Genomic DNA, 23,923 nt, shown 5'->3' on the forward strand with positions numbered 1-23,923 from the left:
GACCGGCTCCGTTACTTCTTCTTGCCTTCCTTGCGGAAGATGAATTCATTGGCGTACTTCACGCCCTTGCCCTTGTAAGGCTCCGGCGGACGGTAGGCGCGGATCTCGGCGGCGACCTGCCCGACGCGCTGGGAATCGGTGCCCGAAATCGTGATCTCGGTCGGCTTCGGCACCGCGATGGTGATGCCTTCCGGGATCGCATAGACCACGTCGTGGCTGTAGCCGAGCGCGAGCTGCAGGTTCTTGCCCTGCATCGCGGCGCGATAGCCGACGCCGGTGATCTCGAGCTTCTTCTCAAAGCCCTTGGTGACGCCCTCGACCAGGTTCGCCACCTGCGCGCGCGCGGTGCCATACATGGCCTGCGCGCGATTGGTCTTGAACTTCGGCGCGACCTTGACCTCGCCCTTCTCGAACTTCACCTCGACGTCGTCATGCACGACGAACTGAAGCTGGCCCTTCGGCCCCTTCACCTTGACGGTCTGTCCCTCGACGGTCGCCGTCACACCGGACGGGATCGCCACAGGCCGTTTGCCAACACGTGACATGGCTAAAAATCCTTCCTCAGAACACCGTGAAGAGAACTTCGCCGCCCACATTCGCGTCTCGCGCGGCGTGGTCGGCCATGATTCCCTTCGGCGTCGACAACACCGAAATGCCGAGACCGTTGTTCACACGCGGCAGGTTCTTCACCGAGGCGTAAACCCGGCGGCCCGGCTTCGAGACCCGCTCGATCTCGCGAATGACGGGCTCGCCGTCGAAATACTTCAACTCGATCTCGAGTTCGCTGCGGCCCGAAGCATGCTCCACGCTGGCATAGCCGCGGATATAGCCCTCGGCCTTCAGCACTTCGAGCACGCTGGCGCGCATCTTCGAGCCCGGGGTCGAGACCTTGGACTTCGAACGCATCTGCGCGTTGCGGATGCGTGTGATGAGATCGGAGATCGGATCGTGCGTTGACATCGTGACGACCCTCCTTACCAGCTCGACTTCACGAGCCCGGGAACCAGGCCCTTGGAGCCGAGTTCACGCAGCGCGATGCGGGAAAGCTTGTTCTTGCGGTAGTTCGAGCGCGGACGGCCGGTCAGTTCGCAGCGGTTGCGAATCCGCGTGGTCGACGAGTTGCGCGGCATCTGGGCGAGCTTCAGCGTCGCCGCAAACCGCTCTTCCATCGGCTTGGTCTTGTCGGCGATGATCGCCTTCAGCTTCGCACGCTGCGGGGCGGCGTTCTTGGCCATCCGCTTGCGCCGGTTGTTCTTCTCGATCGAACTCTTCTTTGCCATGCTTGGCTCCTGGGTTTCCGCGTTTGAGAGGCTTAGCTGCGTCTCACTGCCGGAACGGGAAATTGAATGCGGTCAACAAGGCGCGCGCCTCGTCGTCGGTCTTCGCCGTGGTGCAGACCGTGATGTCCATGCCGCGGGCTTCCGAAACCTTGTCGAAATCGATTTCGGGGAAAATGATGTGCTCCTTGAGGCCGAGCGAGTAGTTGCCGCGGCCATCGAAGCTCTTCGGATTGAGGCCACGGAAGTCGCGCACGCGCGGCAACGCCACGTTCACCAGGCGATCGATGAACTCGTACATCCGCGCTTTGCGCAGCGTGACCTTGCAGCCGATCGGCTGGTTCTCGCGCAGCTTGAAGGTCGCGATCGCGATCCGCGAATAGGTCACGATCGCCTTCTGGCCGGCGATCTGCGTCAGTTCGCCAGCCGCGGTTTCGGCCTTTTTGCGGTCGTTGACGGCGTCGCCGACGCCCATGTTGAGCACGACCTTGTCCAGCCGCGGCACCTGCATGACGTTGGCATAGCCGAACTGTTCGGTCAGCTTGCCGCGAATGCTCTTGTCATACTCCGCGCGCAGGCGCGGCACGTAAGCCGTATCAGCCATCGATCTCTGCTCCCGAGCTCTTGGCAACGCGTACCTTCTTGCCATCGGCCTGAATCTTGAATCCTATGCGGGTCGGCTTTCCGTCCTTGCCGACATAGGCGATGTTGGACAGGTGGATCGGCGACCTCCTTGGAGATGATGCCGCCTTCCTGGTTCTGGGTCTGCTTCTGGTGACGCTTCACCATGTTGACGCCGCGCACCAACGCCTTGTTCTCGGCGGGGCGGACCTCGAATACTTCGCCGGTGCGACCCTTGTCGCGACCGGTCAACACCATGACCTTGTCACCTTTCCGGATCTTGGCAGCCATCACAGCACCTCCGGCGCAAGCGAAATGATTTTCATGTGGTTCTTGGCGCGAAGCTCGCGCGGCACCGGCCCGAAGATACGGGTGCCGACCGGCTCCGACTGGTTGTTGATCAAGACGGCGGCGTTGCGGTCGAAGCGGATAACCGAACCGTCTGCGCGGCGGATGTCCTTGCGGACGCGCACCACGACGGCCTTCATCACGTCGCCCTTCTTCACCTTGCCGCGCGGAATCGCTTCCTTGATCGACACGACGATAACGTCGCCCACGGTGGCATAGCGGCGCTTGGAGCCCCCCAGCACCTTGATGCACATGACACGGCGTGCGCCTGAATTGTCGGCCACGTCGAGGTTGGTCTGCATCTGAATCATTGATGCACCTCGTCCTCTTTCTGATGCGCTCGAATTAGCGCCTAAAATTTTCCCGATTACTCATCCGGCCAGGCCGAACGAATCTCAGGCGGTTTTCTTCTGTTCGCCCCGGACCACGGTCCAGCGCTTCAACTTCGAGATCGGCTTGCTCTCCTCGATCCACACCATGTCGCCCGGCTTGAACTCGCCGTTCTCGTCATGCGCGTGGTAGTTCTTGGAGCGGCGGATCGTCTTCTTGTAGATCGGATGGGTGAAGCGGCGATCGACGCGCACCACCACCGTCTTGGCTTGCTTGTCGCTCACGACCACGCCCTGAAGGGTACGTTTCGGCATAATACGGCCTCTTACTTCTTCTTCGCGCGAACCTGCGCGGCGATGGTCTTGATGCGGGCGATATCGCGGCGGGCTTCGCGCAGCCGCGAGGTGTTTTCCAACTGCCCGGTGGCGCGCTGGAAACGCAGGTTGAAGCGTTCCTTCTTCAGATTGAGGACGGCATCCTCCCTCTGGTCGTCGCTCATCGCGCGGATGTCTTCAACTTTCATCGGGGCCATGAGTGTTACTCCGCAATGCGCGCGACGAAGCGCGTCTTGATCGGCAGCTTGGCGGCGGCGAGCGTGAGCGCTTCCCTCGCGGTCTGCACGTTGACGCCGTCGATCTCGAAAATCACCCGGCCGGGCTTGACCCGCGCCACCCACAATTCCGGCGTTCCCTTGCCGGAACCCATGCGGACTTCGGCGGGCTTCTTCGACACCGGCACGTCCGGGAACACGCGGATCCAGACGCGGCCGGCGCGCTTCATGTGGCGGGTCAGCGCGCGGCGCGCGGCTTCGATCTGGCGGGCAGTGACGCGCTCGGGCGCCATCGCCTTCAGGCCGAACTGGCCGAACGACAACGTCGCACCCGAAGTCGCAACGCCGTGGATACGGCCCTTATGCGCCTTCCGGAACTTCGTTTTCTTTGGTTGCATCATGGCTTTGAGCCCTCAAACCTTCCTAATGTCTCACGCTGCGGCGGTGTCGCGGCGCGGACGCGCGGTATCGCCTTCGGCCATCTTCTTGTCCTGGGCCATCGGATCGTGCTCGAGGATCTCGCCCTTGAAGATCCAGACCTTGACGCCGCAGGTGCCGAACGTGGTGAACGCCGTCGCCACGCCGTAATCGACGTCGGCGCGCAGCGTGTGCAGCGGCACGCGGCCCTCGCGATACCACTCCATGCGCGCGATTTCGGCGCCGCCGAGACGGCCCGAGCAGTTGATGCGGATGCCTTCGGCGCCAAGGCGCATCGCCGATTGCACCGCCCGCTTCATGGCGCGGCGGAAAGCGACGCGGCGCTCGAGCTGCTGCGCAATCGATTCGGCAACCAGGGTGGCATCGAGTTCGGGCTTGCGGATTTCGACGATGTTGATGACGACGTCGGAAGCCGTGATGTCGGCAACCCGCTTGCGCAGCTTGTCGATATCGGCGCCCTTCTTGCCGATCACGACGCCCGGACGCGCCGAGTGGATCGTCACGCGGCACTTCTTGTGCGGACGCTCGATCACGATGCGGGCGACGGCCGCCTGCTTGAGCTCCTTGTGCAGGATCTCGCGGATCTTGACGTCTTCATGCAAGAGCTTGCCGTATTCGCTCTTGCCGGCGAACCAACGCGAATCCCACGTGCGGTTGATGCCGAGACGCAGTCCGATTGGATTGATCTTTTGACCCATCGTTTTCTCCTGCGCCGCTTTAAGCGCTTGCCTCGGCCTCGACCTGACGAACCACGATGGTCAGGTGCGAGAACGGTTTATAGATACGGCCCGAACGGCCACGGCCGCGGGGCGAAAAACGCTTCATGACGATGCCGTTTCCGACATGGGCCTCGGCGACGACGAGATCGTCGACCTCGAGGTCATGGTTGTTCTCGGCGTTCGCGATCGCCGATTCCAGGCACTTCTTGACGTCGACCGCGATCCGCTTGCGCGAGAACTGCAGGTCGGCGAGCGCAGCAGACGCCTTCCGGCCGCGGATCAACTGCGCGACAAGATTGAGCTTCTGCGGGCTGACGCGCAGCATCCGGGCGACTGCCTTGGCCTCGTTGTCCGCGAGGCTACGTTCGCGCTTTGGTTTGCTCATCGTCTATTCCTCAAGCCTTCTTGGCTTTCTTGTCGCCAGAGTGGCCATGGAAGGTACGGGTCGGCGAGAACTCGCCGAACTTGTGACCCACCATTTCCTCGTTGACCGAGACCGGCACGTGCTTCTGGCCGTTGTAGACGCCGAACACCAGGCCGACGAACTGCGGCAGGATGGTCGAGCGGCGGCTCCAGATCTTGATGACGTCGTGACGGCCGGACGCGCGCGCAGCATCTGCCTTCTTGAGCAGAGAGGCTTCGACGAACGGGCCTTTCCAGACTGAACGAACCATGTCCGGCGTTCCTTACTTCTTCCGCTTGTGGCGGCTTAGGAGGATGAATCGATTGGTCGACTTATTCGAACGGGTCTTCTTGCCCTTGGTCGGCTTGCCCCACGGCGTGACCGGGTGGCGGCCGCCCGAGGTGCGGCCTTCGCCGCCGCCGTGCGGATGGTCGATCGGGTTCATGACGACGCCGCGGTTATGCGGACGCCAGCCCAGCCAGCGGGTGCGGCCGGCCTTGCCGATCGAAATGTTCATGTGATCGGGGTTCGACACCGCACCGATGGTGCCGCGGCAGCGGCCGTGCACCAGGCGCTGTTCGCCCGAGTTCAGGCGCAGAATGACGTATTCCTGGTCGCGGCCGACGATCTGGGCGTAGGTGCCGGCGGAACGGGCGATCTGGCCGCCCTTCCCGATCTTCATCTCGATGTTGTGGACGATGGTGCCGACCGGCATGTTGCCGAGCGGCATGACGTTGCCGGGCTTCACGTCGACATAGTTGCCGGCAACCACCGTGTCGCCCACGGCCAGCCGCTGCGGCGCCAGGATGTAGGCCTGCTCGCCGTCCTGATACTTGATCAGCGCGATGAACGCGGTGCGGTTCGGATCATATTCCAGCCGCTCGACGATGGCGGGCACGTCGACCTTGTTCCGCTTGAAGTCCACCAGGCGGTAGGCCTTCTTGTGGCCGCCGCCGCGGAAGCGCACGGTGATGCGGCCGGTGTTGTTGCGGCCGCCATTGCCGAGCTTGCCCTCGGTCAGCGCCTTCACCGGCTTGCCCTTGTAGAGCGCCGAACGGTCGACCATCACCAGTTGGCGCTGGCCCGGCGTCGTCGGATTGTATGTTTTCAATGCCATCGCTGTGTCGCCTTATAGTCCGGTGGTGACGTCGATGCGGTGGCCCTCTTCGAGGGTCACGACAGCCCGCTTGACGTCCGACTGCGAACCGAAATTGCCGCGGAACACCTTGGTCTTGCCCTTGCGGACCAGGGTGTTCACGCTCTTCACCTTGACGTCGAACAGCTTCTCGACGGCTTCCTTGATTTGCGGCTTGGTCGCCTTGCTGGCGACCTTGAACACGACCTTGTTGTGCTCGGACGCTACCGTCGCCTTTTCGGTGACGACGGGGGCTACGATCACGTCGTAATGGCGCGGATCGATATTCTTCATTTGAAGCGCGCCTCCAGCGCATCGACTGCCGCCTTCGTCAGCACGAGCTTCTGACGGCGCAGAATGTCGTAGACGTTGATGCCCTGGATCGGCAGCACGTCGATGTTCGGAATGTTGCGGGCCGCGGTCGCGAAACCGTTGTTGAGCTCGGCGCCGTCGATGATCAGCGCGTTGGTGAGCCCAAGGCCGTTGAAATGGCCGACCAGCGCCTTGGTCTTGGCTTCCTTGACCTGCGCGCTGTCGATCACGATCAGGCCGCCATCCTTGGCCTTCGCCGAGAGCGCATGCTTGAGCGCCAGCGCCCGCACCTTCTTCGGCAGGCCGATCGCGTGGGAGCGAACCACCGGACCGAACGCACGGCCACCGCCGCGGAACTGCGGCACGCGGGCCGAGCCGTGACGGGCGCCGCCGGTGCCCTTCTGCTTGTACATCTTCTTGCCGGTGCGCCAGATTTCGGCGCGCCCCTTCGCCTTGTGCGTGCCGGCCTGGCGCTTGTTGAGCTGCCATTGCACGCAACGCTGGATGATGTCGGCGCGCGGCTCGAGACCGAAGATCGCGTCCGAGAGCTGGACCGATCCGGCTTCCTTACCTTCAAGCGTCGTGACTTTCAGTTCCATCTCACGCGCCCTCCTGCTCGGCCGGCGCAGCAGCAGCCTGCTCACCGCCAGCAACCCTAAACTTGCCGGGCTTCGGAGCTTCCTTCGGCAACGGCTTCTTCACGGCGTCGCGCACCGAGATCCAGCCGCCCTTGGAGCCGGGAACGGCACCCTCGACCAGGATCAGACCGCGCTCGACGTCGGTCTGCACCACACGCAAATTAAGCGTGGTGATGCGGTCGACACCCATGTGACCGGGCATCTTCTTGTTCTTGAAGGTTTTGCCGGGATCCTGACGTCCGCCGGTCGAACCGATCGAACGGTGCGAAACCGACACACCGTGGGTGGCGCGCAGGCCGCCGAAATTCCAGCGCTTCATGCCGCCGGCAAAGCCCTTACCAACCGAGGTGCCGGTGACGTCGACGAACTGGCCGACCACGAAATGGTCCGCCTGGATCTCGGCGCCAACCGGAATCAGCGCATCTTCCGAGACGCGAAATTCGGCGACTTTCCGCTTGGGCTCGACCTTGGCCGCGGCAAACTGGCCGCGCTCCGCCTTCGGCAGATACACGGTCTTGCGGGTACCCGCACCGAGCTGCAGCGCGACGTAACCGTTCTTTTCGGTCGTGCGGTGGCCCAGCACCTGGCAATTGCCCAGCTTCAGCACGGTCACAGGGATGTGTTCGCCGGCCTCCGTAAAGACCCGCGTCATCCCGACCTTTTGTGCGATCACTCCGGAGCGCATCGGCGTGCTTCCTGTTCTTTCTGTCCGCTAAAGTCGGACGAGCTAAAAAATCTTAGAGCTTGATCTCGACGTCGACACCGGCGGCCAGATCGAGCTTCATCAAAGCGTCGACGGTCTGCGGGGTCGGGTCGACAATGTCGAGAAGGCGCTTGTGGGTGCGCATCTCGAATTGCTCGCGGCTCTTCTTGTCGACGTGTGGCGAACGGTTGACGGTGAACTTCTCGATGCGGGTGGGCAGCGGAATGGGTCCGCGAACCTGGGCACCGGTACGTTTCGCCGTGTTCACGATCTCGCGGGTCGACGTATCGAGGATTCGATGGTCGAACGCCTTGAGACGGATGCGAATATTTTGGCCGTTCATTGCCGTTTGTCTTTCTTTGTCGCGTAGGGCGAGTGGTGAGCGGCGAATAGCGAATGGAACTGGTCCACTCGCTACTCGCCATTCCCTATTCGCTTATTCGATGATGGCGGCGACGACGCCGGCGCCGACGGTGCGGCCGCCTTCGCGGATCGCGAAGCGCAGCTTTTCTTCCATCGCGATCGGCACGATCAGGTGCACTTCCATCGCGATGTTGTCGCCCGGCATCACCATCTCGGTGCCTTCGGGCAGGTGCACGACGCCGGTCACGTCGGTGGTGCGGAAGTAGAACTGGGGCCGGTAGTTGGTGAAGAACGGGGTGTGACGACCGCCCTCTTCCTTGGTCAGGATGTAGGCCTCAGCCTTGAACTTGGTGTGCGGCTTGACCGAACCCGGCTTCGCCAGCACCTGGCCACGCTCGACTTCCTCGCGCTTGGTGCCGCGGAGCAGCGCGCCGATGTTGTCGCCGGCCTGGCCCTGATCGAGCAGCTTGCGGAACATTTCGACGCCCGTGACGATGGTCTTCTGGGTGTCGCGCAGGCCTACGATTTCGATTTCCTCGCCGACCTTGATGATGCCGCGCTCGACACGGCCGGTGACGACGGTGCCGCGGCCCGAGATCGAGAACACGTCTTCCACCGGCATCAGGAACGGCTGGTCGACCGGACGCTCCGGCTGCGGAATGTATTCGTCGACATTGCGCATCAGCTCGAGGATGGCGTCGTGGCCGAGCTTCTTGTCCTTGTCTTCGAGGGCGGCGAGCGCCGAGCCCTTGATGATCGGGATCTTGTCGCCCGGGAATTCATACTTCGAGAGCAGTTCGCGAACTTCGAGCTCGACGAGCTCGAGCAGCTCCGGATCGTCGACCATGTCGCACTTGTTCAGGAACACGACGAGCGCGGGGACGCCGACCTGACGGGCGAGCAGGATGTGCTCGCGGGTCTGCGGCATCGGGCCGTCGGCCGCCGACACGACCAGAATCGCACCGTCCATCTGGGCGGCGCCGGTGATCATGTTCTTCACATAGTCGGCGTGGCCGGGGCAGTCGACGTGGGCATAGTGGCGGTTCTTCGTCTCATACTCGACGTGAGCGGTCGAGATGGTGATGCCGCGCGCCTTCTCTTCCGGCGCCTTGTCGATCTGGTCGTACGCCGTGAACGTCGCACCGCCGGTTTCAGCCAGCACCTTGGTGATCGCTGCGGTCAGCGATGTCTTGCCATGGTCGACGTGACCGATGGTTCCGATGTTGCAGTGCGGTTTAGTACGTTCAAACTTTGCTTTGGCCATTTGACTCTCCGTTCAGTCGTTAGCTTGCAACCAACGACAATCAGGCAAACTTCTTCTGGACTTCTGCCGACACGTTCGCCGGCGCTTCAGCGTAGTGATCGAATTGCATCGTGAAGGTCGCACGCCCCTGGCTCATCGAGCGCAGGTTATTCACGTACCCGAACATGTTCATGAGCGGCACCATCGCGTTGATGACGTTGGCGTTGCCCCGCATGTCCTGGCCCTGGATCTGGCCGCGCCGGGAATTCAGGTCGCCGATGACCGAACCGGTATAGTCTTCCGGGGTCACCACTTCGACCTTCATGATCGGCTCGAGCAGAACAGACTTGCCCTTCTGCAGCGCTTCGCGGAATGCCGCGCGCGATGCGATTTCGAAGGCCAGCGCCGACGAGTCGACGTCGTGGTACTTGCCGTCGACGAGTTGAACCTTGACGTCGACCACCGGGAAGCCGGCGACCACGCCCGAGCCCATCACGCTGTTGAGGCCCTTTTCGACGCCGGGGATGTATTCCTTCGGCACAGCGCCGCCGACGATCTTGGACTCGAACTCGTAGCCCTTGCCGGGCTCGTTCGGCTCCACGATGATCGACACTTCGGCGAACTGACCGGTACCGCCGGTCTGCTTCTTGTGCGTGTACTTGACTTCAGCGCGCTTGGTGACGCGCTCGCGGAACGCCACCTGCGGCGCGCCGATGTTGGCATCGACCTTGTAGGTGCGCTTGAGGATGTCGACCTTGATGTCGAGATGGAGTTCGCCCATGCCCTTCAAAATGGTCTGGCCGGACTCCTGGTCGGTCGACACGCGGAACGACGGATCTTCGGCAGCGAGCTTCGCCAACGCGACGCCGAGCTTTTCCTGGTCGGCCTTCGACTTCGGCTCGATCGCGATTTCGATCACCGGCTCCGGGAATTCCATCTTTTCCAGAATCACCGGCTTGTCGGGATCGCACAGCGTGTCACCGGTGCGCGCTTCCTTCAGGCCAGCCAGCGCGACGATGTCGCCGGCATAGGCTTCCTTGATGTCTTCGCGGTTGTTCGCATGCATCAACAGCATGCGGCCGATACGCTCTTTCTTCTCGCGGGTCGAATTGATGACCCCGGTGCCCGACTGCAGGATGCCCGAATAGATGCGGCAGAAGGTGATGGTGCCGACGAACGGGTCGTCCATGATCTTGAACGCGAGCAGAGCCAGCGGCTCCTTGTCGTCGGCCTTGCGCACCACTTCGTTGCCGTCATCGTCGGTACCCTTGATCGCAGGCACGTCGATCGGCGACGGCAGGTAGTCGACGACGGCGTCGAGCAGCGGCTGCACGCCCTTGTTCTTGAACGCCGAGCCGCACAGCACCGGATAGAACGCGCCGGTCAGCACCGCCTTGCGGATCAGGCGCTTCAGCGTCGCCTCGTCCGGCTCCTTGCCGTCAAGGTAAGCGGCCATGGCGTCGTCGTCGAGTTCGACGGCGGCTTCCACCATCTTCTCGCGGTATTCCTTGGCCTGGTCGACGAGGTCGGCCGGGATGTCGACATAGTCGAACTTCGCGCCGAGCGATTCATCGTTCCAGATGATGCCCTGCATCTTCACGAGATCGACGAGGCCCTTGAAATTGTTCTCGGCGCCGATCGGAAGCTGGATCGCGATCGGCTTGGCGCCGAGGCGGTCGACGATATCGGCCAGACACTTGAAGAAGTCGGCGCCGGTCTTGTCCATCTTGTTGGCGAAGACGATGCGCGGAACCTTGTACTTGTCGCCCTGGCGCCACACGGTTTCGGTCTGCGGTTCGACGCCCTGGTTGGAATCGAGCACGCATACCGCGCCGTCGAGCACGCGCAGCGAACGCTCGACTTCAATGGTGAAGTCGACGTGGCCGGGGGTGTCGATGATGTTCAGCCGCTTGCCGTTCCAGAACGCGGTGGTCGCAGCCGAGGTGATCGTGATGCCACGCTCCTGCTCCTGCTCCATCCAGTCCATCGTCGCGGCACCTTCGTGCACTTCGCCGATCTTGTGGCTCTTGCCGGTGTAATAGAGGATGCGCTCGGTGGTCGTGGTCTTGCCGGCGTCGATATGCGCCATGATACCGAAGTTACGGTAGTCCTCGATGGCATGTTGGCGGGGCATGGGCTGTTCCTTAAATCCGTTCTTCGCCGTTACCAGCGATAATGCGAGAAGGCGCGGTTGGCTTCCGCCATCCGGTGCACGTCTTCACGCTTCTTGACGGCGTTTCCCCGGTTGTTCGACGCGTCGAGCAACTCGGCCGAGAGCCGCTCCGTCATCGTCTTTTCGTTGCGCTCGCGTGCGGCCGTGATCAGCCAGCGAATGCCCAGCGCCTGGCGGCGGACCGAACGCACTTCGACCGGCACCTGGTAGGTGGCGCCACCGACGCGGCGCGACCGTACTTCGATGGTCGGCATGACGTTTTCCAGCGCCTGCTCGAACACCGTGAGCGGCCCCTGCTTGGTCTTGGCCTCGATCATGGCGAGCGCGCCATACACGATGTTTTCGGCGGCGGACTTCTTGCCGTCGTACATGATCGAGTTCATGAACTTCGTAATGATGATGTTCCCGAACTTCGGATCCGGGTTGACTTCACGCTTTTCGGCAGAATGGCGACGAGACATCGTGTCAGTTCCCGCTTATTTCGGACGCTTCGCGCCGTACTTCGAACGACGCTGCTTACGGTTCTTGACGCCCTGGGTATCGAGGACGCCGCGGAGGATGTGGTAGCGCACGCCGGGCAAGTCCTTGACGCGGCCGCCGCGGATCATGACCACCGAGTGCTCCTGAAGGTTATGGCCTTCACCCGGGATGTAACCGATCACTTCGAAGCCGTTGGTCAGGCGCACCTTGGCGACCTTACGAAGCGCCGAGTTCGGCTTCTTCGGGGTCGTGGTGTAGACGCGCGTGCAAACGCCGCGCTTCTGCGGCGACTGCTGCAGCGCCGGCACCTTCTTGCGCGACTTCTGTACCGTACGCGGATTTGCGATCAGTTGGTTGATCGTCGGCATGTCAGCCTTCACCCTTTAGTTCACGCGAAAACCTGGAATGGCTTTCGTAAATTCTTCTCGGAACTAGCCGTTCCGTTCGGCCCGCCTCACGCGAAAAAAAACATCCGCGCAAAGCGAAATCGCGCCAACCACCCATCGCTGGGCGGAAAGCGCTTCGACGCCACAGAGGATCGCGAATTAAGGCCGATCAGCGTTCGCTGTCCGGCCCGCTACCGAGATCATGCACCCGAGTTCACTCTCAAGAGGACGTGCTCAAGAGAACTAAAATCGTCCTGGCATTGCCTAGCTATATGATCGACAGCGTTTGAGCGGCATTCGTCGAGGTTGGTGCCCGTCCAGTACCTTTAGGAATTTCCCATAAGGATTTGAAAGGGTGATCCGTTCCGACGCTGGCGTAGCTCACCGCCTGTCGTTAAGTGGGCGTCTTCTATAAGCGGCGGATAGCTAAGTCAAGCAAAACGAGAACGCTGGAAACGCCTATGGCGTCTGCGGATTCGGCGTTTGCCGCGAAATCGGAAAAGCCGAAATGGCGATGCCCTGCCCTCTTCGGAGCGGATCGAGTCGCATATTTTACCCGGGTAAATACAGCCCGAAACATGATTCCCTGGTTCCAGTTTTCCCCCGGCCGGGCCTCTCTTTGCCATTCCGAGCGCAAAACGTGCGCAACAAGGCCGGAATTCTTCGTGAAGCACACCGATATTGCGATCATCGGCGGCGGCTTCGCCGGTTCGACCGCGGCCGCCATGCTCGGGCGCGTGGGGCATCAGATCTGTCCATTCGACTTCCGCGTTCGGAAAAATCAGCAGCGACGAGCAGTTCGGCCGCTTCTACCAGACCGGAGTCGCCGATTCGGTGCTGCGCTCGGCCACCACGGCGAGAACTGGATCACGCGATTCGGCCACCGAGCGCCAATACGGTATGATGTGTGACGCGCTAATCGGCGCGGTCCGCGCCGAAGGCGGGCTAATCCTGAAGAACGATATCGTCACCCGGGCGAACCAGACCCGCCACCAGCACAGCGGCGTAGACGCCGGCTCTCCCGTCGTGATTCTTTGCTACATACCGCAAAATCTCGGGATTCTCTTCGAGCGACTCCGGATCAATGCTGATCATGCGACAACGGATATCGCGTTCCAGAATGTGGACCGTCAGTTTCGGACCGATCCGCAGTCGCCGGCCGACGAATTCGTCTTCGGCAAAGCTTTCACCGGAATTGAGATCGACATAGAGGTTTTCGCGAAAGCGACGCTTGTCGAGCGTCAAGCCCACCTCGCGGCCAATTCCGTCGATCGTCTGGGTTGCAAGCAACGAAAGCGGGCGACAGTCCGTTAGGGCGCGGTCCGAGCGTATGATGGTCAGGTCGGAAGCGTTGAGCTGATCACCTCCGATCAGACCCAACAGCGCCGGATCGGACGCCGACAGAGTTTTTCCGTTCGGCGCTTCGATCTCAAGCGCCAGATCTTCGCTAGATGGAAACAGCGGTGTCAGGCCAGGACCGCGGGTTTCTGCATCGGTCAGGTTGCCCGGTACAAGCGTCAGCTCGGGACGGCGAAACCTCGGGCGAAATCGTAGCATTTCCTTCCTGCTTCGTGCGGTGAGGAATGGAAAGGCCTTGGGCGCGCCCCCATGATGGACAGCGTAGAGCCGGTCGCCGAGCACGCCGGCAAAGCTGACATAAGCCTCGGGTAGGGATTCTCCCGGCATGCTCTTTACCGGGTAACGCCAAACGCTTTCAAGTCGCCCAACAACCTTCATTACAATTCTCGTCTGACATTTCCTGATCGCGGCAGTCTGGACTACTCATCGTCATCATCATCGTCGTCTTCGTTGTCGACGTCGGCCTGAGCGGCGGCGTTATACGGCGTGTGGCCCTGGTCGTCCCAGAGCTTGCGATAGACGCCGTTGGCCGCGAGCAACTGCGCATGCGAGCCGCGCTCAATTGCCTTGCCGCCTGAAATCACGATGATCTCGTCCATCTCGACCACCGACGTCAGCCGGTGGGTCGACCAGATCATGGTGCGTCCTTCCGCCACCTTCATCAGCGTGCGGTTGATCGCGGCTTCCGTGGTTTGGTCGAGTGCCGAGGTCGCTTCATCGAGCAGCAGCAGCGAGGGATTGCGGATGATGGCGCGCGCGATCGCGATGCGCTGGCGCTGGCCGCCGGACAGCGTGTCGCCGCGCTCGCCGACCGGCGTGTCGTATTTCTGCGGCAGGCTCATGATGTAGCGGTGAATCTCGGCCTTGCGCGCGGCTTCCTCGACCTCCTTGTCGGTGGCGCCTTCCTTGCCAAGCCGGATGTTCTCGCGGATCGACATGTTGAACAGCATGTTGTCCTGGAACACGACGGCCATGCCTCCGCGCAGCGACTCGCGGGTCACGCGGCGGATATCGACGCCGTCGATCGCCACCCGCCCCTCGTCCGGCGTGTAAAGACGCAGGATCAGGTTGAGCAGCGTGCTCTTGCCCGAGCCGCTCGGCCCCACGATCGCGATGCGCTTGCCGACATCGAGCTTGAGGCTGAAATTGTCGAGCACCGGCGTCTCGCTGCCTTCGTAGGCAAAGGTGACGCGCTCGAAGGTGATGTCGTTGGTGATCGGCGGCAAATCCGGCGCGCCCGGCCGGTCGGCGCCGCGGGTCGGCTCATCCAGCAGTTCCTGGATGTGCCGCACGGCCGCCGCCGACTGGATCGACACCGGGATGAAATGCATCAAATGGGCGATGTTGTAGGACACCTCCCAGAACGCGCTCTCGAAGGTGACGAAGGTGCCGATGGTGATCTGGCCCTTGGTGGCGAGATAGGCGCCGATCGCCAGCACCACGAGATGCAGCAGCAGCACCGAAATGGTGACGGTGCGCTCCACCATGGTTGACAGGAACACGGCGGACGCCGTCTTGATGCGCACATCCTGGTTGCGCATGGTGAACCAGCCGAGCGTGCGCCGCTGCAGGCTGAACGCCTTGATCACGGCCTGCGCAGCCACGTTTTCCTGCACCGTGCCGAGCAGTGCCGCTTCATTAAGCTTCTGCTCGTAATTCGCCTGCACCGCCTTCGGCGTCAGGATTCGCGGCCCGATCAGCGTGATCGGGAATACCAGGAGGGCGACCGCCGCGAGCTGCCAGTTCAAAAACAGCATCAGGATGATGCCGGCGACCAGTTCCAGGAACGGCAAAGCGGCGCTGTTGGCGAACGTCTTGACCGAGCCCTCAAAGGCCGCGAGGTCGATCGAGAAGCGCGAGAGGATTTCGCCGCGCTTGGTGCGGGCAAAATACGACGCTGGCAGGTTCTGAACGTGCTCGAACAGCCGCGTCCGCACATCGGCAATGACGCACGCTGCCAGCCGCGCATCCCAGCGCTCGTACCAGACCGCGATGATCGAGGTGATGATACCGGCGACCGCGAGCACGCCGAGAATCTTGTAGAGCGCCTGAAAATCCTCTTCGCCCAGCGCATCGTCGATCAGGAATTTCAGGCTCAACGGCATGATGACGTTGAACAGTGTCTCGACGAGAACGCCGAAGGTCACGAAGACGAGCAGCTTCCTGTAATTGCCCAGATACGGCTTGACGAAGCCGTAGAAGGTCGCCAGCGCGCCGGCGGCTTCCTTGGCGGTGAAAACGACGAGGTCCTCGTCATCATCATCGTCGTCGAGCTCGATCTCGTCCTCTTCGTCGTCCTTGTCAGCATCGGGGGCGATGCCGGCCGCCTTACCACCGGCAACGGGTGCAGCAGCCCCGGCCGCGAGCTTCTTCGCAAGCTCAGGATCGTCCGCCGGCGCGGGATTCTGATCATCCGAGGACGGAGGCTTGGGCGCCATGAAACCAACCGATGCTGCACGGCCGGCATGACCGCAAATCGAACGCGGCAGCGGCGGGCGCTACCGCAAGGATTCTATGCGATCGGGATCAATTCGGCAAACATTGGCGTGACCGGCCCTGCTTCAGCGGAGCGGTCACGCTCAATACAACCAGTCAGTGCTCAATCGTCCGATTCGACCTTGTCAAAAAACGAATAGCGCAGGCTGTCGGCGTCGGCATACCACCGCCCCGGCCCCTTGTTGGCAGCCAGCGTCGCTGCCCATACCGCATCGGTGCAGTCGCGCCGGTGCATCGAGAGGTCGAATCCGTTGCCGAAGAATAATTCAGACCATTCCCACCAGGTGCCGAGCTTCTTCACGCCGCGCAACAGATCGTAACGGTCGATCAGTGCAGGGGCCATGTCCGACGTCACCGACCCGAACACCAGGCCGGTCTTCACGACGCGGTTCAGTTCGCGCACCGCCCGCGGGACCTGCTTTTCGGCGACATGACACAGACTGGTCTCGAACACGAAATCGAACTCGTCGTCCTTGAACGGCATGTCGACGATCGAGCCGAGCTTGTTGAACTTCTTCAGCGCCGTCGGCGTCTTGGCGTGAATCGCCCGGTTGTTCTCGATACCCCAGGCATCGATGCCGCGCTCGCGCAGCGCGCCCACCAACTCCCCGCTGGCGGAGCCGGCGACCAGGAGCTTGTAACCCTTGGTCCTGCTCCAGACGATCTTGATGAGTTCCGTCAGATAGGCCGGATCGGTAAACTGGCTCCAGACTTCGCTGTAGGGGCCCAGCCCGCGGTAATTCTCGAAATAGCTGCGATCGATCTTGTCGGGCGATACCTCGCCCTGTTGCGCACGCGCGCGGCGCAACCGCATCATCTCGGTCAAAATGATGTCGGTGGCGGCGTCGGAGGAATCGAGCAGCCCGTTCAGCGTCGAATCGAAAAGATAATCGCCGACCACCACGATTCCCGGATGCTGCTTCGGCTCGGGGCGATGGTTGGTCATGACGTCGCGCACCGGCAGGCCGCCGGGCAGCGCATTCACCGACGACAGCCAGCGGTGAATCTTGCCTTCCAGGAAATGATCGCGGGCGTTGCCGAACGAAGCCGGCAGCGACTTGATGGCGGCATCGATCAGTTCCTGATCGCTGAGATTGGCAAATGCCAGTGCGTCCGAGCCCGCGATCAGCCAGTTGAGCACGCCGTGCCTGCCGACGTCGTGGCGGGCGCCCTCGTTGTAGACGCAGCAGCCGCCGAACGCTTCCGACATGAACCAGGCGCCCGGGATCTTCTCGCCCCAGAACGGTTCGTCGAACAGGATCGAGACCCGCAAGTAATGCGCCGGACGGTCGAAATAGGCGACGTGCTTAACCATCGACTTGCGCAATTCCTCGCCGTCCCAGCCCATGGTGGCGAGCCAGGAATGCGGCAGACACATCAAGACCAGATCGAAATCCCGTGTCTCGGGGCCCTTCCCGTTCATCATGTTGAGCTGATAGCGGCCGGCAGCGGTTTTTCCGACCCTCAGCACGCGGTGATTGAGCTGGATGTCAGCGTCGACTTCCGAGCGCAGGCATTCGATCAACTGCTCATTGCCGTTCTGGATCGAGTACAGGCCGATATAGCCGTCGATGTCCATCACGAAATTCTTCAGCGCATTCAGGCCGTTGGTGTTGTGGGCCTCGGTTGCGATATCCGAGCGCGCCATCACCTTGAAGAAGCGTTTGGCCGTGGGATCGTCGACTTCCTTGTCGAGCACTTCCTCGCAGGTCATGTAGGCCCAGGGATGCTCGTTATCGTGGGCGCCGACACCCTCGTAATATTCGATCGGCGACACCAGGTCGGCGCAGCGCTTGCGGAACGCCTCGATCGCAGCCGCGGTCTTCTCGCCATACTTGCGGCGCATGCCCGGCACGTCGTTGAGCAGCACGCCGTCGAGGTGCACCTGCTCGGCGTCCATCGGAATCGTCTGCAATCCGAAATGCTGGATCAGCTCCCGTAAGGGATCTGGGCCGGTCATCGAATAATCGTAGATTTCGGCGACGCCTGCTTCATACATGGCCGGCGCGGAATCGAATTTGCGCGAGACGATCTTGCCGCCGACCCGGTCGGACGCCTCGTAAATCGTGACGCGGCAGAGATCGCCAAGCTTTTTCTTCAAATACCAGGCGCTCATCAAGCCGCCTGGGCCGCCCCCAACGATTGCAAGATCCAACATGTAAGTTCCGTCGCCCCTCCGCCGCCCCCTCCCCAAAGGAGGCGCCGGTCTAAACTAAATTACCAAAAGCCCTTTTCACCCTGAAGGGAAGATGAACAAAGCAGGTCCTCGCACCGCAACAAAGAAAGAAAGCAGCAAAAAGGCCGCCTTGCGCCGGCCTTTTGTCCTCGCACCGTATTCTTGCGGGGTCTCATTCTGCCGGCCGTTTCGCCTCCGGAGCTGCACGGCGCGGTTGTCTAACTCCCACGAAACGCCTTGCCGGCGAGCAGGCTGACAAGTTCCTGCTGGCGTGACAGACCGGTCTTCGATAGCACGGCCTTGAGCTGGCTGCGCACCGTCTCCCGATTGACGCCCGTCGCATCCGCAAGCGCATCGATGGTGACAGCCTGGCCAATGCCCCGCGCCACGCGCGCCTCCGCCGGCGTCAGGTCGAACAAGCCTTGCAGGACTTCCGCCGTCGGCACCACGGCGCGATCGACCGGCGTCACCACCAATAGCGCGGTGGCCTGGGTGAAGATATCGCGCGCATCGCCGCGCACGGGGATCACATGTAGCACCATCGGCACGCGGTCTGCCGTCGCAGCGATCGGTATCGATTTGACGGTACGACCATCAGCAAGAGACCGCGGACCGAGCGCTTCCGCAAGCAGCGCGTCCGCCGCGACATCCGTCATCGTGACGCGCTCGATACGATCCTGAAACAGCGAAGGGACCAGCGCTTCGAACAGACCGTTTGCGGCGAACATCTGGCCGCGCCCGCGCAACACCGCGCCTGGCAGGCCAAGCACCTGCAACGCGTCAGCCTGCGCACGGGCGCGCTCGAAGCCGATGCGGTTTGCCGCAAGCGAAGCCCGGGCCAGATGGGGACGCAATCCATCCAGCAAGGCGACGACTTCGCGCGGCACCGGGCCATGATCCTGATGCCGCGGCATCACGATCGCAATTGAATCGCCGCTCGGCATCGGAATGATCGTCCCGGCGCGGTAGCCAAGGCCGTGCTTGCGGTAAAAGTTGCAATAGACGTCGTTGGTCGCAATCTCCTCCTCCGAGAGGAGATCATAGTCAGTGACGAAGCCTGCATGATTGAGGGCAATGGCGCGCGGCAGATTTGGATCGCGTTCGCTCCATCCCTCTCCCATGAACACCGGCATGAGCTGGTCATATTCGACAGAATTGACCGCGCTCGTGTAGCCATCGCGCACGCCGAACAGAAAGCCGCCGTTGCCGCCGATCGCTGCGCTGAGTTCGCCGAGCACAGCCGGCCAAAGCGACGGAATGAGCCCCGCCTCGTAAATGCGGTCGATCAGGGGTTCAGAATGAGCCGAGCCGCTCATGGGGAATTGCAAACATTACCGTTATGGCAGGAGGCCATTTCCTGACTTGATAGCAGCGGTCACCCATCCGGGTGAAGCAATATCCTCGCTCGCAAAAAGAAAAAGCCGGCTTCGCAGCCGGCTTTCCTGTTGATTGGCGTGGAACCCTTACTCCGCCGGCGGCAGCGCCAGCGGTTCGGCTTCCGGAGCGGTCGGCACGATGGCCGCCTGCTTCTCGCGTTCGTCCAGGATCAGCTTGTCGCGCTTGACGGCGACTTCGCGGATCTTGGCCATCGAGGCGCCGGTGCCCGCCGGGATCAGCCGGCCGACAATGACGTTTTCCTTGAGGCCTTCCAGCGGGTCCACCTTGCCGTTGACGGCGGCTTCGGTGAGCACGCGGGTGGTCTCCTGGAACGAGGCCGCCGAGAAGAACGAGCGGGTCTGCAGGCTCGCCTTGGTGATGCCGAGCAGAACCGGCGTTCCCGTGGCAGGCTTCTTGCCCTCTTCCTTGGCCTTCAGGTTGAGCGCGTCGAACTCGATCTTGTCGACCTGTTCGCCCGAGATCATGTCGGTGTCGCCCTGGTCGGTGACTTCGACCTTCTGCAGCATCTGACGGACAATCACCTCGATGTGCTTGTCGTTGATGAGCACGCCCTGCAGCCGGTAGACCTCCTGGATTTCGTTGACCAGATAGGCAGCGAGTTCCTCGATGCCCTTGATCGCCAGGATGTCGTGCGGCGCCGGATTGCCTTCGACGATGAAATCGCCCTTTTCGACGATGTCGCCGTCCTGCAGATGGATGTGCTTGCCCTTCGGGATCAGGTACTCGCGCGGCTCCTCGGTCTTGTCCATCGGCTCGATCGAGATGCGGCGCTTGTTCTTGTAGTCGCGGCCGAAACGGATCGTGCCGGCGATTTCCGCGATGATCGCCGCGTCCTTCGGCTTGCGGGCCTCGAACAGTTCGGCCACCCGCGGCAGACCGCCGGTGATGTCGCGGGTCTTGGCGCTTTCGGTCGAGATACGCGCCAGGATGTCGCCGGCCTTGACCTTCGCGCCGGTATCTACCGACAGGATGGCGTCGACCGACAGCATGTAGCGGGCATCGCCGCCGCGCGGCAGCTTGAGCACCTTGCCGTCCTTGCCCTTGACCACGATGGCCGGACGCAGGTCGGCACCACCGCGCGACGCACGCCAATCGATGACGACGCGCTTGGCGATACCGGTGGATTCGTCGAGCGTTTCCGAGATCGACTGACCCTCGACGAGGTCCTCGAACCCGATGGTGCCCTCGACTTCGGTGAGAACCGGACGGGTGTAGGGATCCCACTCCGCGATGCGCTGGCCGCGCTTGACCATGTCGCCTTCGTCGACGTGCATGCGCGCGCCGTACTGAATGCGGTGGGTCGCACGCTCGGTTCCGTCGGCATCGACGATCGCAACGACCATGTTGCGAACCATCGCGATCAAGTGACCTTCGCTGTTTCGGGCGATGGACTTGTTCTTGATGGTGACCTTGCCCTCGAAGTTCGATTCGACGAACGACTGCTCGTTGATCTGCGCCGCGCCGCCGATGTGGAACGTGCGCATCGTGAGCTGCGTGCCGGGCTCACCGATCGACTGGGCGGCGATGACGCCGACCGCCTCGCCGTGGTTGACCGGCGTGCCGCGGGCCAGATCGCGGCCGTAGCACTTGCCGCAGATGCCGTTGACGAGTTCGCAGGTCAGCGCCGAGCGAATCTTCACTTCCTGGATGCCGGCCTGCTGGATGGCGTCGACATGCGTCTCCTCCATCAGCGTGCCGCGCTTGACCACGACCTTGTTGGTCGCGGGATCGCGCAGATCCTCGCCCGCGGTGCGGCCGAGAATACGCGAGGCCAGCGAAGCAACGACCGTGCCGGCATCCACGATGGCGCGCATCTTGATGCCGAGCTTGGTGCCGCAATCGTCCTGCGTGATGATGCAGTCCTGCGCGACGTCGACCAGGCGGCGGGTCAGGTAACCGGAGTTCGCGGTCTTCAACGCGGTGTCCGCGAGACCCTTGCGGGCGCCGTGGGTCGAGTTGAAGTATTCGAGCACCGACAGACCTTCCTTGAAGTTGGAAATGATCGGCGTCTCGATGATCTCACCCGACGGCTTCGCCATCAGGCCGCGCATGCCGGCGAGCTGACGCATCTGGGCCGGCGAACCGCGCGCGCCCGAATGCGCCATCATGTAGATCGAGTTGATGTCGGCGTCGGCGCCCTTCGGCGTCTTCTTGGTCGAGGAGATTTCCTTCATCATCTCCTTGGCGATTTCTTCGGTCGCCTTCGACCAGGCGTCGACCACCTTGTTGTACTTCTCGCCATGGGTGATCAGGCCGTCGTTGTACTGCTGCTCGAAATCCTTCGCCAGCGTACGGGTGGTGTCGACGATCTTCCACTTGCTGTGCGGCACGACCATGTCGTCCTTGCCGAAGGAGATGCCGGCCTTGAACGCATTGTAGAAGCCGAGCGCCATGATGCGGTCGCAGAAGATCACGGTCTCCTTCTGACCGCAGTGGCGGTAGACCTGGTCGATCACGCCGGAGATTTCGCGCTTGGTCATCAGCTTGTTGATGATCTCGTACGAAATCCGCGGGTTCTTCGGCAGCACGTTGCCGAGCATGACGCGGCCCGCAGTGGTCTCGATCCAGCGCTTGGTCGCCTTGCCGCTCTCGTCGGTGCCCTCCCACCGGTACTTGATCTTGGTGTGGAGGTGGATGACCTTCGAATGCAGGGCGTGCTCGAGCTCGGCCATGTCGCCGAAGATCTTGCCCTCGCCGGGCAGGCCTTCACGCATGATCGAGAGATAATAGAGGCCGAGCACGATGTCCTGCGACGGCACGATGATCGGCTGACCGTTCGCCGGATGCAGGATGTTGTTGGTCGACATCATCAGGACGCGCGCTTCCAACTGCGCTTCCAGCGACAGCGGAACGTGCACGGCCATCTGGTCGCCGTCGAAGTCGGCGTTGAACGCCGCGCAAACCAGCGGATGGAGCTGGATCGCCTTGCCTTCGATCAACACCGGCTCGAATGCCTGGATGCCGAGGCGGTGCAGCGTCGGCGCGCGGTTGAGCAGCACCGGATGCTCGCGGATCACCTCGTCGAGGATATCCCAGACCTCGGGACGCTCCTTTTCGACCAGCTTCTTCGCCTGCTTCACGGTGGTGGACAGACCCTTGGCGTCGAGCCGCGAGTAGATGAACGGCTTGAACAGTTCGAGCGCCATCTTCTTCGGCAGGCCGCACTGATGCAGCCGCAACTCGGGACCGACCACGATCACCGAACGGCCCGAATAGTCGACGCGCTTGCCGAGCAGGTTCTGCCGGAAACGGCCCTGCTTGCCCTTGAGCATGTCGGCCAGCGACTTCAGCGGGCGCTTGTTGGCGCCGGTGATGACGCGGCCGCGGCGGCCGTTGTCGAACAGCGCGTCGACAGCCTCCTGCAGCATGCGCTTTTCATTGCGGATGATGATGTCGGGCGCGCGCAGCTCCATCAGCCGCTTCAAGCGGTTGTTGCGGTTGATGACGCGGCGGTAGAGGTCGTTGAGATCCGAGGTCGCGAAGCGGCCGCCGTCGAGCGGCACCAGCGGACGCAGGTCCGGCGGAATCACCGGCACCACGGTCAGGATCATCCACTCCGGCTTGTTGCCGGAATAGCGGAACGCTTCGACGATCTTCAGGCGCTTGGCGAGCTTCTTGTGCTTGATGTCGGATTCAGTCTCCTGCATCTCCGCGCGCAGGGACTGCTCGAGCTTTTCGAGCTCAAGACCCTTCAACAGCTCGCGAATCGCTTCCGCCCCGATCATGGCGGTGAACGAATCCTGGCCGTATTCGTCCTGCGCCTTCAGGTACTCGTCTTCCGACAAGAGCTGACGGTCCTTGAGCGCGGTCAGCCCCGGCTCCAGCACGACGTAGTATTCGAAGTACAGGATCCGCTCGAGATCCTTCAGCGTCATGTCAAGCAGAAGGCCGATGCGCGACGGCAGCGACTTCAGGAACCAGATGTGGGCAACAGGTGCCGCCAGTTCGATATGACCCATGCGCTCGCGCCGGACGCGCGACAGCGTCACTTCGACCGAGCACTTTTCGCAGATGATGCCCTTGTACTTCATGCGCTTGTACTTGCCGCACAAGCACTCGTAATCCTTGATCGGCCCGAAGATGCGGGCGCAGAACAGGCCGTCGCGCTCCGGCTTGAAGGTCCGGTAGTTGATGGTCTCCGGCTTTTTGATCTCGCCGTAGGACCAGGACAGAATCTTCTCCGGGGACGCAATCGAGATCCGGATCTGGTCGAAGACCTGGGCCGGAGTCGTCGGATTGAAGAGATTCATAATTTCTTGGTTCATCGTCTTCTCCTCGCGTGCCGGTCGTCACCGGCAGCAAATTCGAAACTTTTATTTGGTGCGCGCCCCACTCAACGTCCGAGAGGAGCGCGAATGCCCGGACCTTTTGCGCG

The 23,923-nt window shown here is 62.2% G+C and carries 26 protein-coding genes and 1 pseudogene; all 27 read right to left on the reverse strand.

Translation table 11 applies throughout. The features are described 5' to 3' along the window. Positions 1-11: 11 nt before the first annotated feature. Positions 12-545, reverse strand: a complete 534-nt coding sequence (gene rplF / locus V1273_RS21750) for a 50S ribosomal protein L6 (protein WP_028349045.1) — start codon at positions 543-545, stop codon at positions 12-14. A gap of 16 nt (positions 546-561) precedes the next feature. Beyond that, entirely contained in the window at positions 562-960 is a 399-nt protein-coding gene (gene rpsH / locus V1273_RS21755; protein WP_028349046.1) for a 30S ribosomal protein S8, read from the reverse strand. A 14-nt stretch (positions 961-974) separates the two neighbouring features. Beyond that, positions 975-1,280, reverse strand: coding sequence for a 30S ribosomal protein S14 (gene rpsN, locus V1273_RS21760; RefSeq protein ID WP_028349047.1), 306 nt, complete (start codon positions 1,278-1,280; stop codon positions 975-977). 43 nt (positions 1,281-1,323) lie between these two features. Next, entirely contained in the window at positions 1,324-1,881 is a 558-nt protein-coding gene (rplE, locus tag V1273_RS21765) for a 50S ribosomal protein L5 (protein ID WP_057843585.1), read from the reverse strand. Next, positions 1,874-2,189 (reverse strand): annotated as a pseudogene (gene rplX, locus V1273_RS21770) (50S ribosomal protein L24). The gene rplE and the pseudogene rplX overlap by 8 nt, the downstream one beginning before the upstream one ends. Further along, entirely contained in the window at positions 2,189-2,557 is a 369-nt protein-coding gene (gene rplN, locus V1273_RS21775) for a 50S ribosomal protein L14 (RefSeq protein ID WP_011473865.1), read from the reverse strand. The pseudogene rplX and the gene rplN overlap by 1 nt, the downstream one beginning before the upstream one ends. Before the next feature lie 84 nt (positions 2,558-2,641). Then, positions 2,642-2,890, reverse strand: a complete 249-nt coding sequence (gene rpsQ / locus V1273_RS21780) for a 30S ribosomal protein S17 (RefSeq protein ID WP_028349050.1) — start codon at positions 2,888-2,890, stop codon at positions 2,642-2,644. A gap of 11 nt (positions 2,891-2,901) precedes the next feature. Next, a complete protein-coding gene (rpmC, locus tag V1273_RS21785) occupies positions 2,902-3,108 on the reverse strand; it encodes a 50S ribosomal protein L29 (protein WP_028349051.1) in 207 nt (68 codons plus the stop codon). Positions 3,109-3,113: 5 nt separating this feature from the next. After that, positions 3,114-3,527 carry a 50S ribosomal protein L16 gene (rplP, locus tag V1273_RS21790; protein WP_028349052.1) on the reverse strand — a complete coding sequence of 138 codons (414 nt, stop codon included), beginning with the start codon at positions 3,525-3,527 and terminating at the stop codon, positions 3,114-3,116. A 30-nt stretch (positions 3,528-3,557) separates the two neighbouring features. Next, positions 3,558-4,262 (reverse strand): 30S ribosomal protein S3, encoded by a 705-nt coding sequence (gene rpsC / locus V1273_RS21795; protein ID WP_334410822.1) that lies wholly within the window; start codon positions 4,260-4,262, stop codon positions 3,558-3,560. 19 nt (positions 4,263-4,281) lie between these two features. Next, a complete protein-coding gene (gene rplV, locus V1273_RS21800; protein WP_028349054.1) occupies positions 4,282-4,668 on the reverse strand; it encodes a 50S ribosomal protein L22 in 387 nt (128 codons plus the stop codon). A gap of 10 nt (positions 4,669-4,678) precedes the next feature. Next, the gene (gene rpsS / locus V1273_RS21805; protein ID WP_025588653.1) at positions 4,679-4,957 is read right to left on the reverse strand and encodes a 30S ribosomal protein S19; all 279 of its coding nucleotides are present in this window, start codon (positions 4,955-4,957) and stop codon (positions 4,679-4,681) included. Between the two features lie 12 nt (positions 4,958-4,969). Further along, positions 4,970-5,803, reverse strand: coding sequence for a 50S ribosomal protein L2 (rplB, locus tag V1273_RS21810; RefSeq protein WP_334363359.1), 834 nt, complete (start codon positions 5,801-5,803; stop codon positions 4,970-4,972). Between the two features lie 12 nt (positions 5,804-5,815). Next, entirely contained in the window at positions 5,816-6,115 is a 300-nt protein-coding gene (locus tag V1273_RS21815; protein ID WP_028349056.1) for a 50S ribosomal protein L23, read from the reverse strand. Beyond that, entirely contained in the window at positions 6,112-6,732 is a 621-nt protein-coding gene (rplD, locus tag V1273_RS21820) for a 50S ribosomal protein L4 (protein ID WP_334410823.1), read from the reverse strand. The genes V1273_RS21815 and rplD overlap by 4 nt, the downstream gene beginning before the upstream one ends. 1 nt (position 6,733) lies before the next feature. Then, complete coding sequence (gene rplC, locus V1273_RS21825; protein WP_057843579.1) at positions 6,734-7,456, reverse strand: 50S ribosomal protein L3; 723 nt, start codon at positions 7,454-7,456, stop codon at positions 6,734-6,736. Between the two features lie 52 nt (positions 7,457-7,508). Beyond that, complete coding sequence (gene rpsJ, locus V1273_RS21830; RefSeq protein ID WP_002712302.1) at positions 7,509-7,817, reverse strand: 30S ribosomal protein S10; 309 nt, start codon at positions 7,815-7,817, stop codon at positions 7,509-7,511. Positions 7,818-7,910: 93 nt separating this feature from the next. Then, positions 7,911-9,101: an elongation factor Tu gene (tuf, locus tag V1273_RS21835; protein ID WP_161855313.1), complete on the reverse strand. Its 1,191-nt coding sequence runs from the start codon at positions 9,099-9,101 to the stop codon at positions 7,911-7,913. A gap of 40 nt (positions 9,102-9,141) precedes the next feature. After that, a complete protein-coding gene (fusA, locus tag V1273_RS21840; RefSeq protein WP_334363362.1) occupies positions 9,142-11,214 on the reverse strand; it encodes an elongation factor G in 2,073 nt (690 codons plus the stop codon). A gap of 29 nt (positions 11,215-11,243) precedes the next feature. Next, positions 11,244-11,714, reverse strand: a complete 471-nt coding sequence (rpsG, locus tag V1273_RS21845) for a 30S ribosomal protein S7 (RefSeq protein ID WP_028349061.1) — start codon at positions 11,712-11,714, stop codon at positions 11,244-11,246. Positions 11,715-11,729: 15 nt separating this feature from the next. Beyond that, the gene (gene rpsL / locus V1273_RS21850) at positions 11,730-12,101 is read right to left on the reverse strand and encodes a 30S ribosomal protein S12 (RefSeq protein ID WP_027536823.1); all 372 of its coding nucleotides are present in this window, start codon (positions 12,099-12,101) and stop codon (positions 11,730-11,732) included. Between the two features lie 427 nt (positions 12,102-12,528). Further along, the gene (locus V1273_RS21855) at positions 12,529-12,846 is read right to left on the reverse strand and encodes a hypothetical protein (RefSeq protein WP_334410824.1); all 318 of its coding nucleotides are present in this window, start codon (positions 12,844-12,846) and stop codon (positions 12,529-12,531) included. 218 nt (positions 12,847-13,064) lie between these two features. After that, the gene (locus V1273_RS21860; RefSeq protein ID WP_334410825.1) at positions 13,065-13,856 is read right to left on the reverse strand and encodes an MOSC domain-containing protein; all 792 of its coding nucleotides are present in this window, start codon (positions 13,854-13,856) and stop codon (positions 13,065-13,067) included. A gap of 41 nt (positions 13,857-13,897) precedes the next feature. Then, on the reverse strand, positions 13,898-15,916 hold the full coding sequence (locus tag V1273_RS21865; RefSeq protein WP_334410827.1) for an ABC transporter ATP-binding protein: 2,019 nt from the start codon (positions 15,914-15,916) through the stop codon (positions 13,898-13,900). Positions 15,917-16,077: 161 nt separating this feature from the next. After that, on the reverse strand, positions 16,078-18,132 hold the full coding sequence (locus V1273_RS21870) for an FAD-dependent oxidoreductase (protein WP_334410829.1): 2,055 nt from the start codon (positions 18,130-18,132) through the stop codon (positions 16,078-16,080). Positions 18,133-18,368: 236 nt separating this feature from the next. Then, positions 18,369-19,466: a helix-turn-helix transcriptional regulator gene (locus V1273_RS21875; RefSeq protein WP_334410830.1), complete on the reverse strand. Its 1,098-nt coding sequence runs from the start codon at positions 19,464-19,466 to the stop codon at positions 18,369-18,371. 147 nt (positions 19,467-19,613) lie between these two features. Then, the gene (gene rpoC / locus V1273_RS21880; RefSeq protein ID WP_334363369.1) at positions 19,614-23,813 is read right to left on the reverse strand and encodes a DNA-directed RNA polymerase subunit beta'; all 4,200 of its coding nucleotides are present in this window, start codon (positions 23,811-23,813) and stop codon (positions 19,614-19,616) included. Between the last annotated feature and the right edge of the window lie 110 nt (positions 23,814-23,923).

The organism is Bradyrhizobium sp. AZCC 1721, assembly GCF_036924715.1.
Lineage (GTDB): Bacteria > Pseudomonadota > Alphaproteobacteria > Rhizobiales > Xanthobacteraceae > Bradyrhizobium.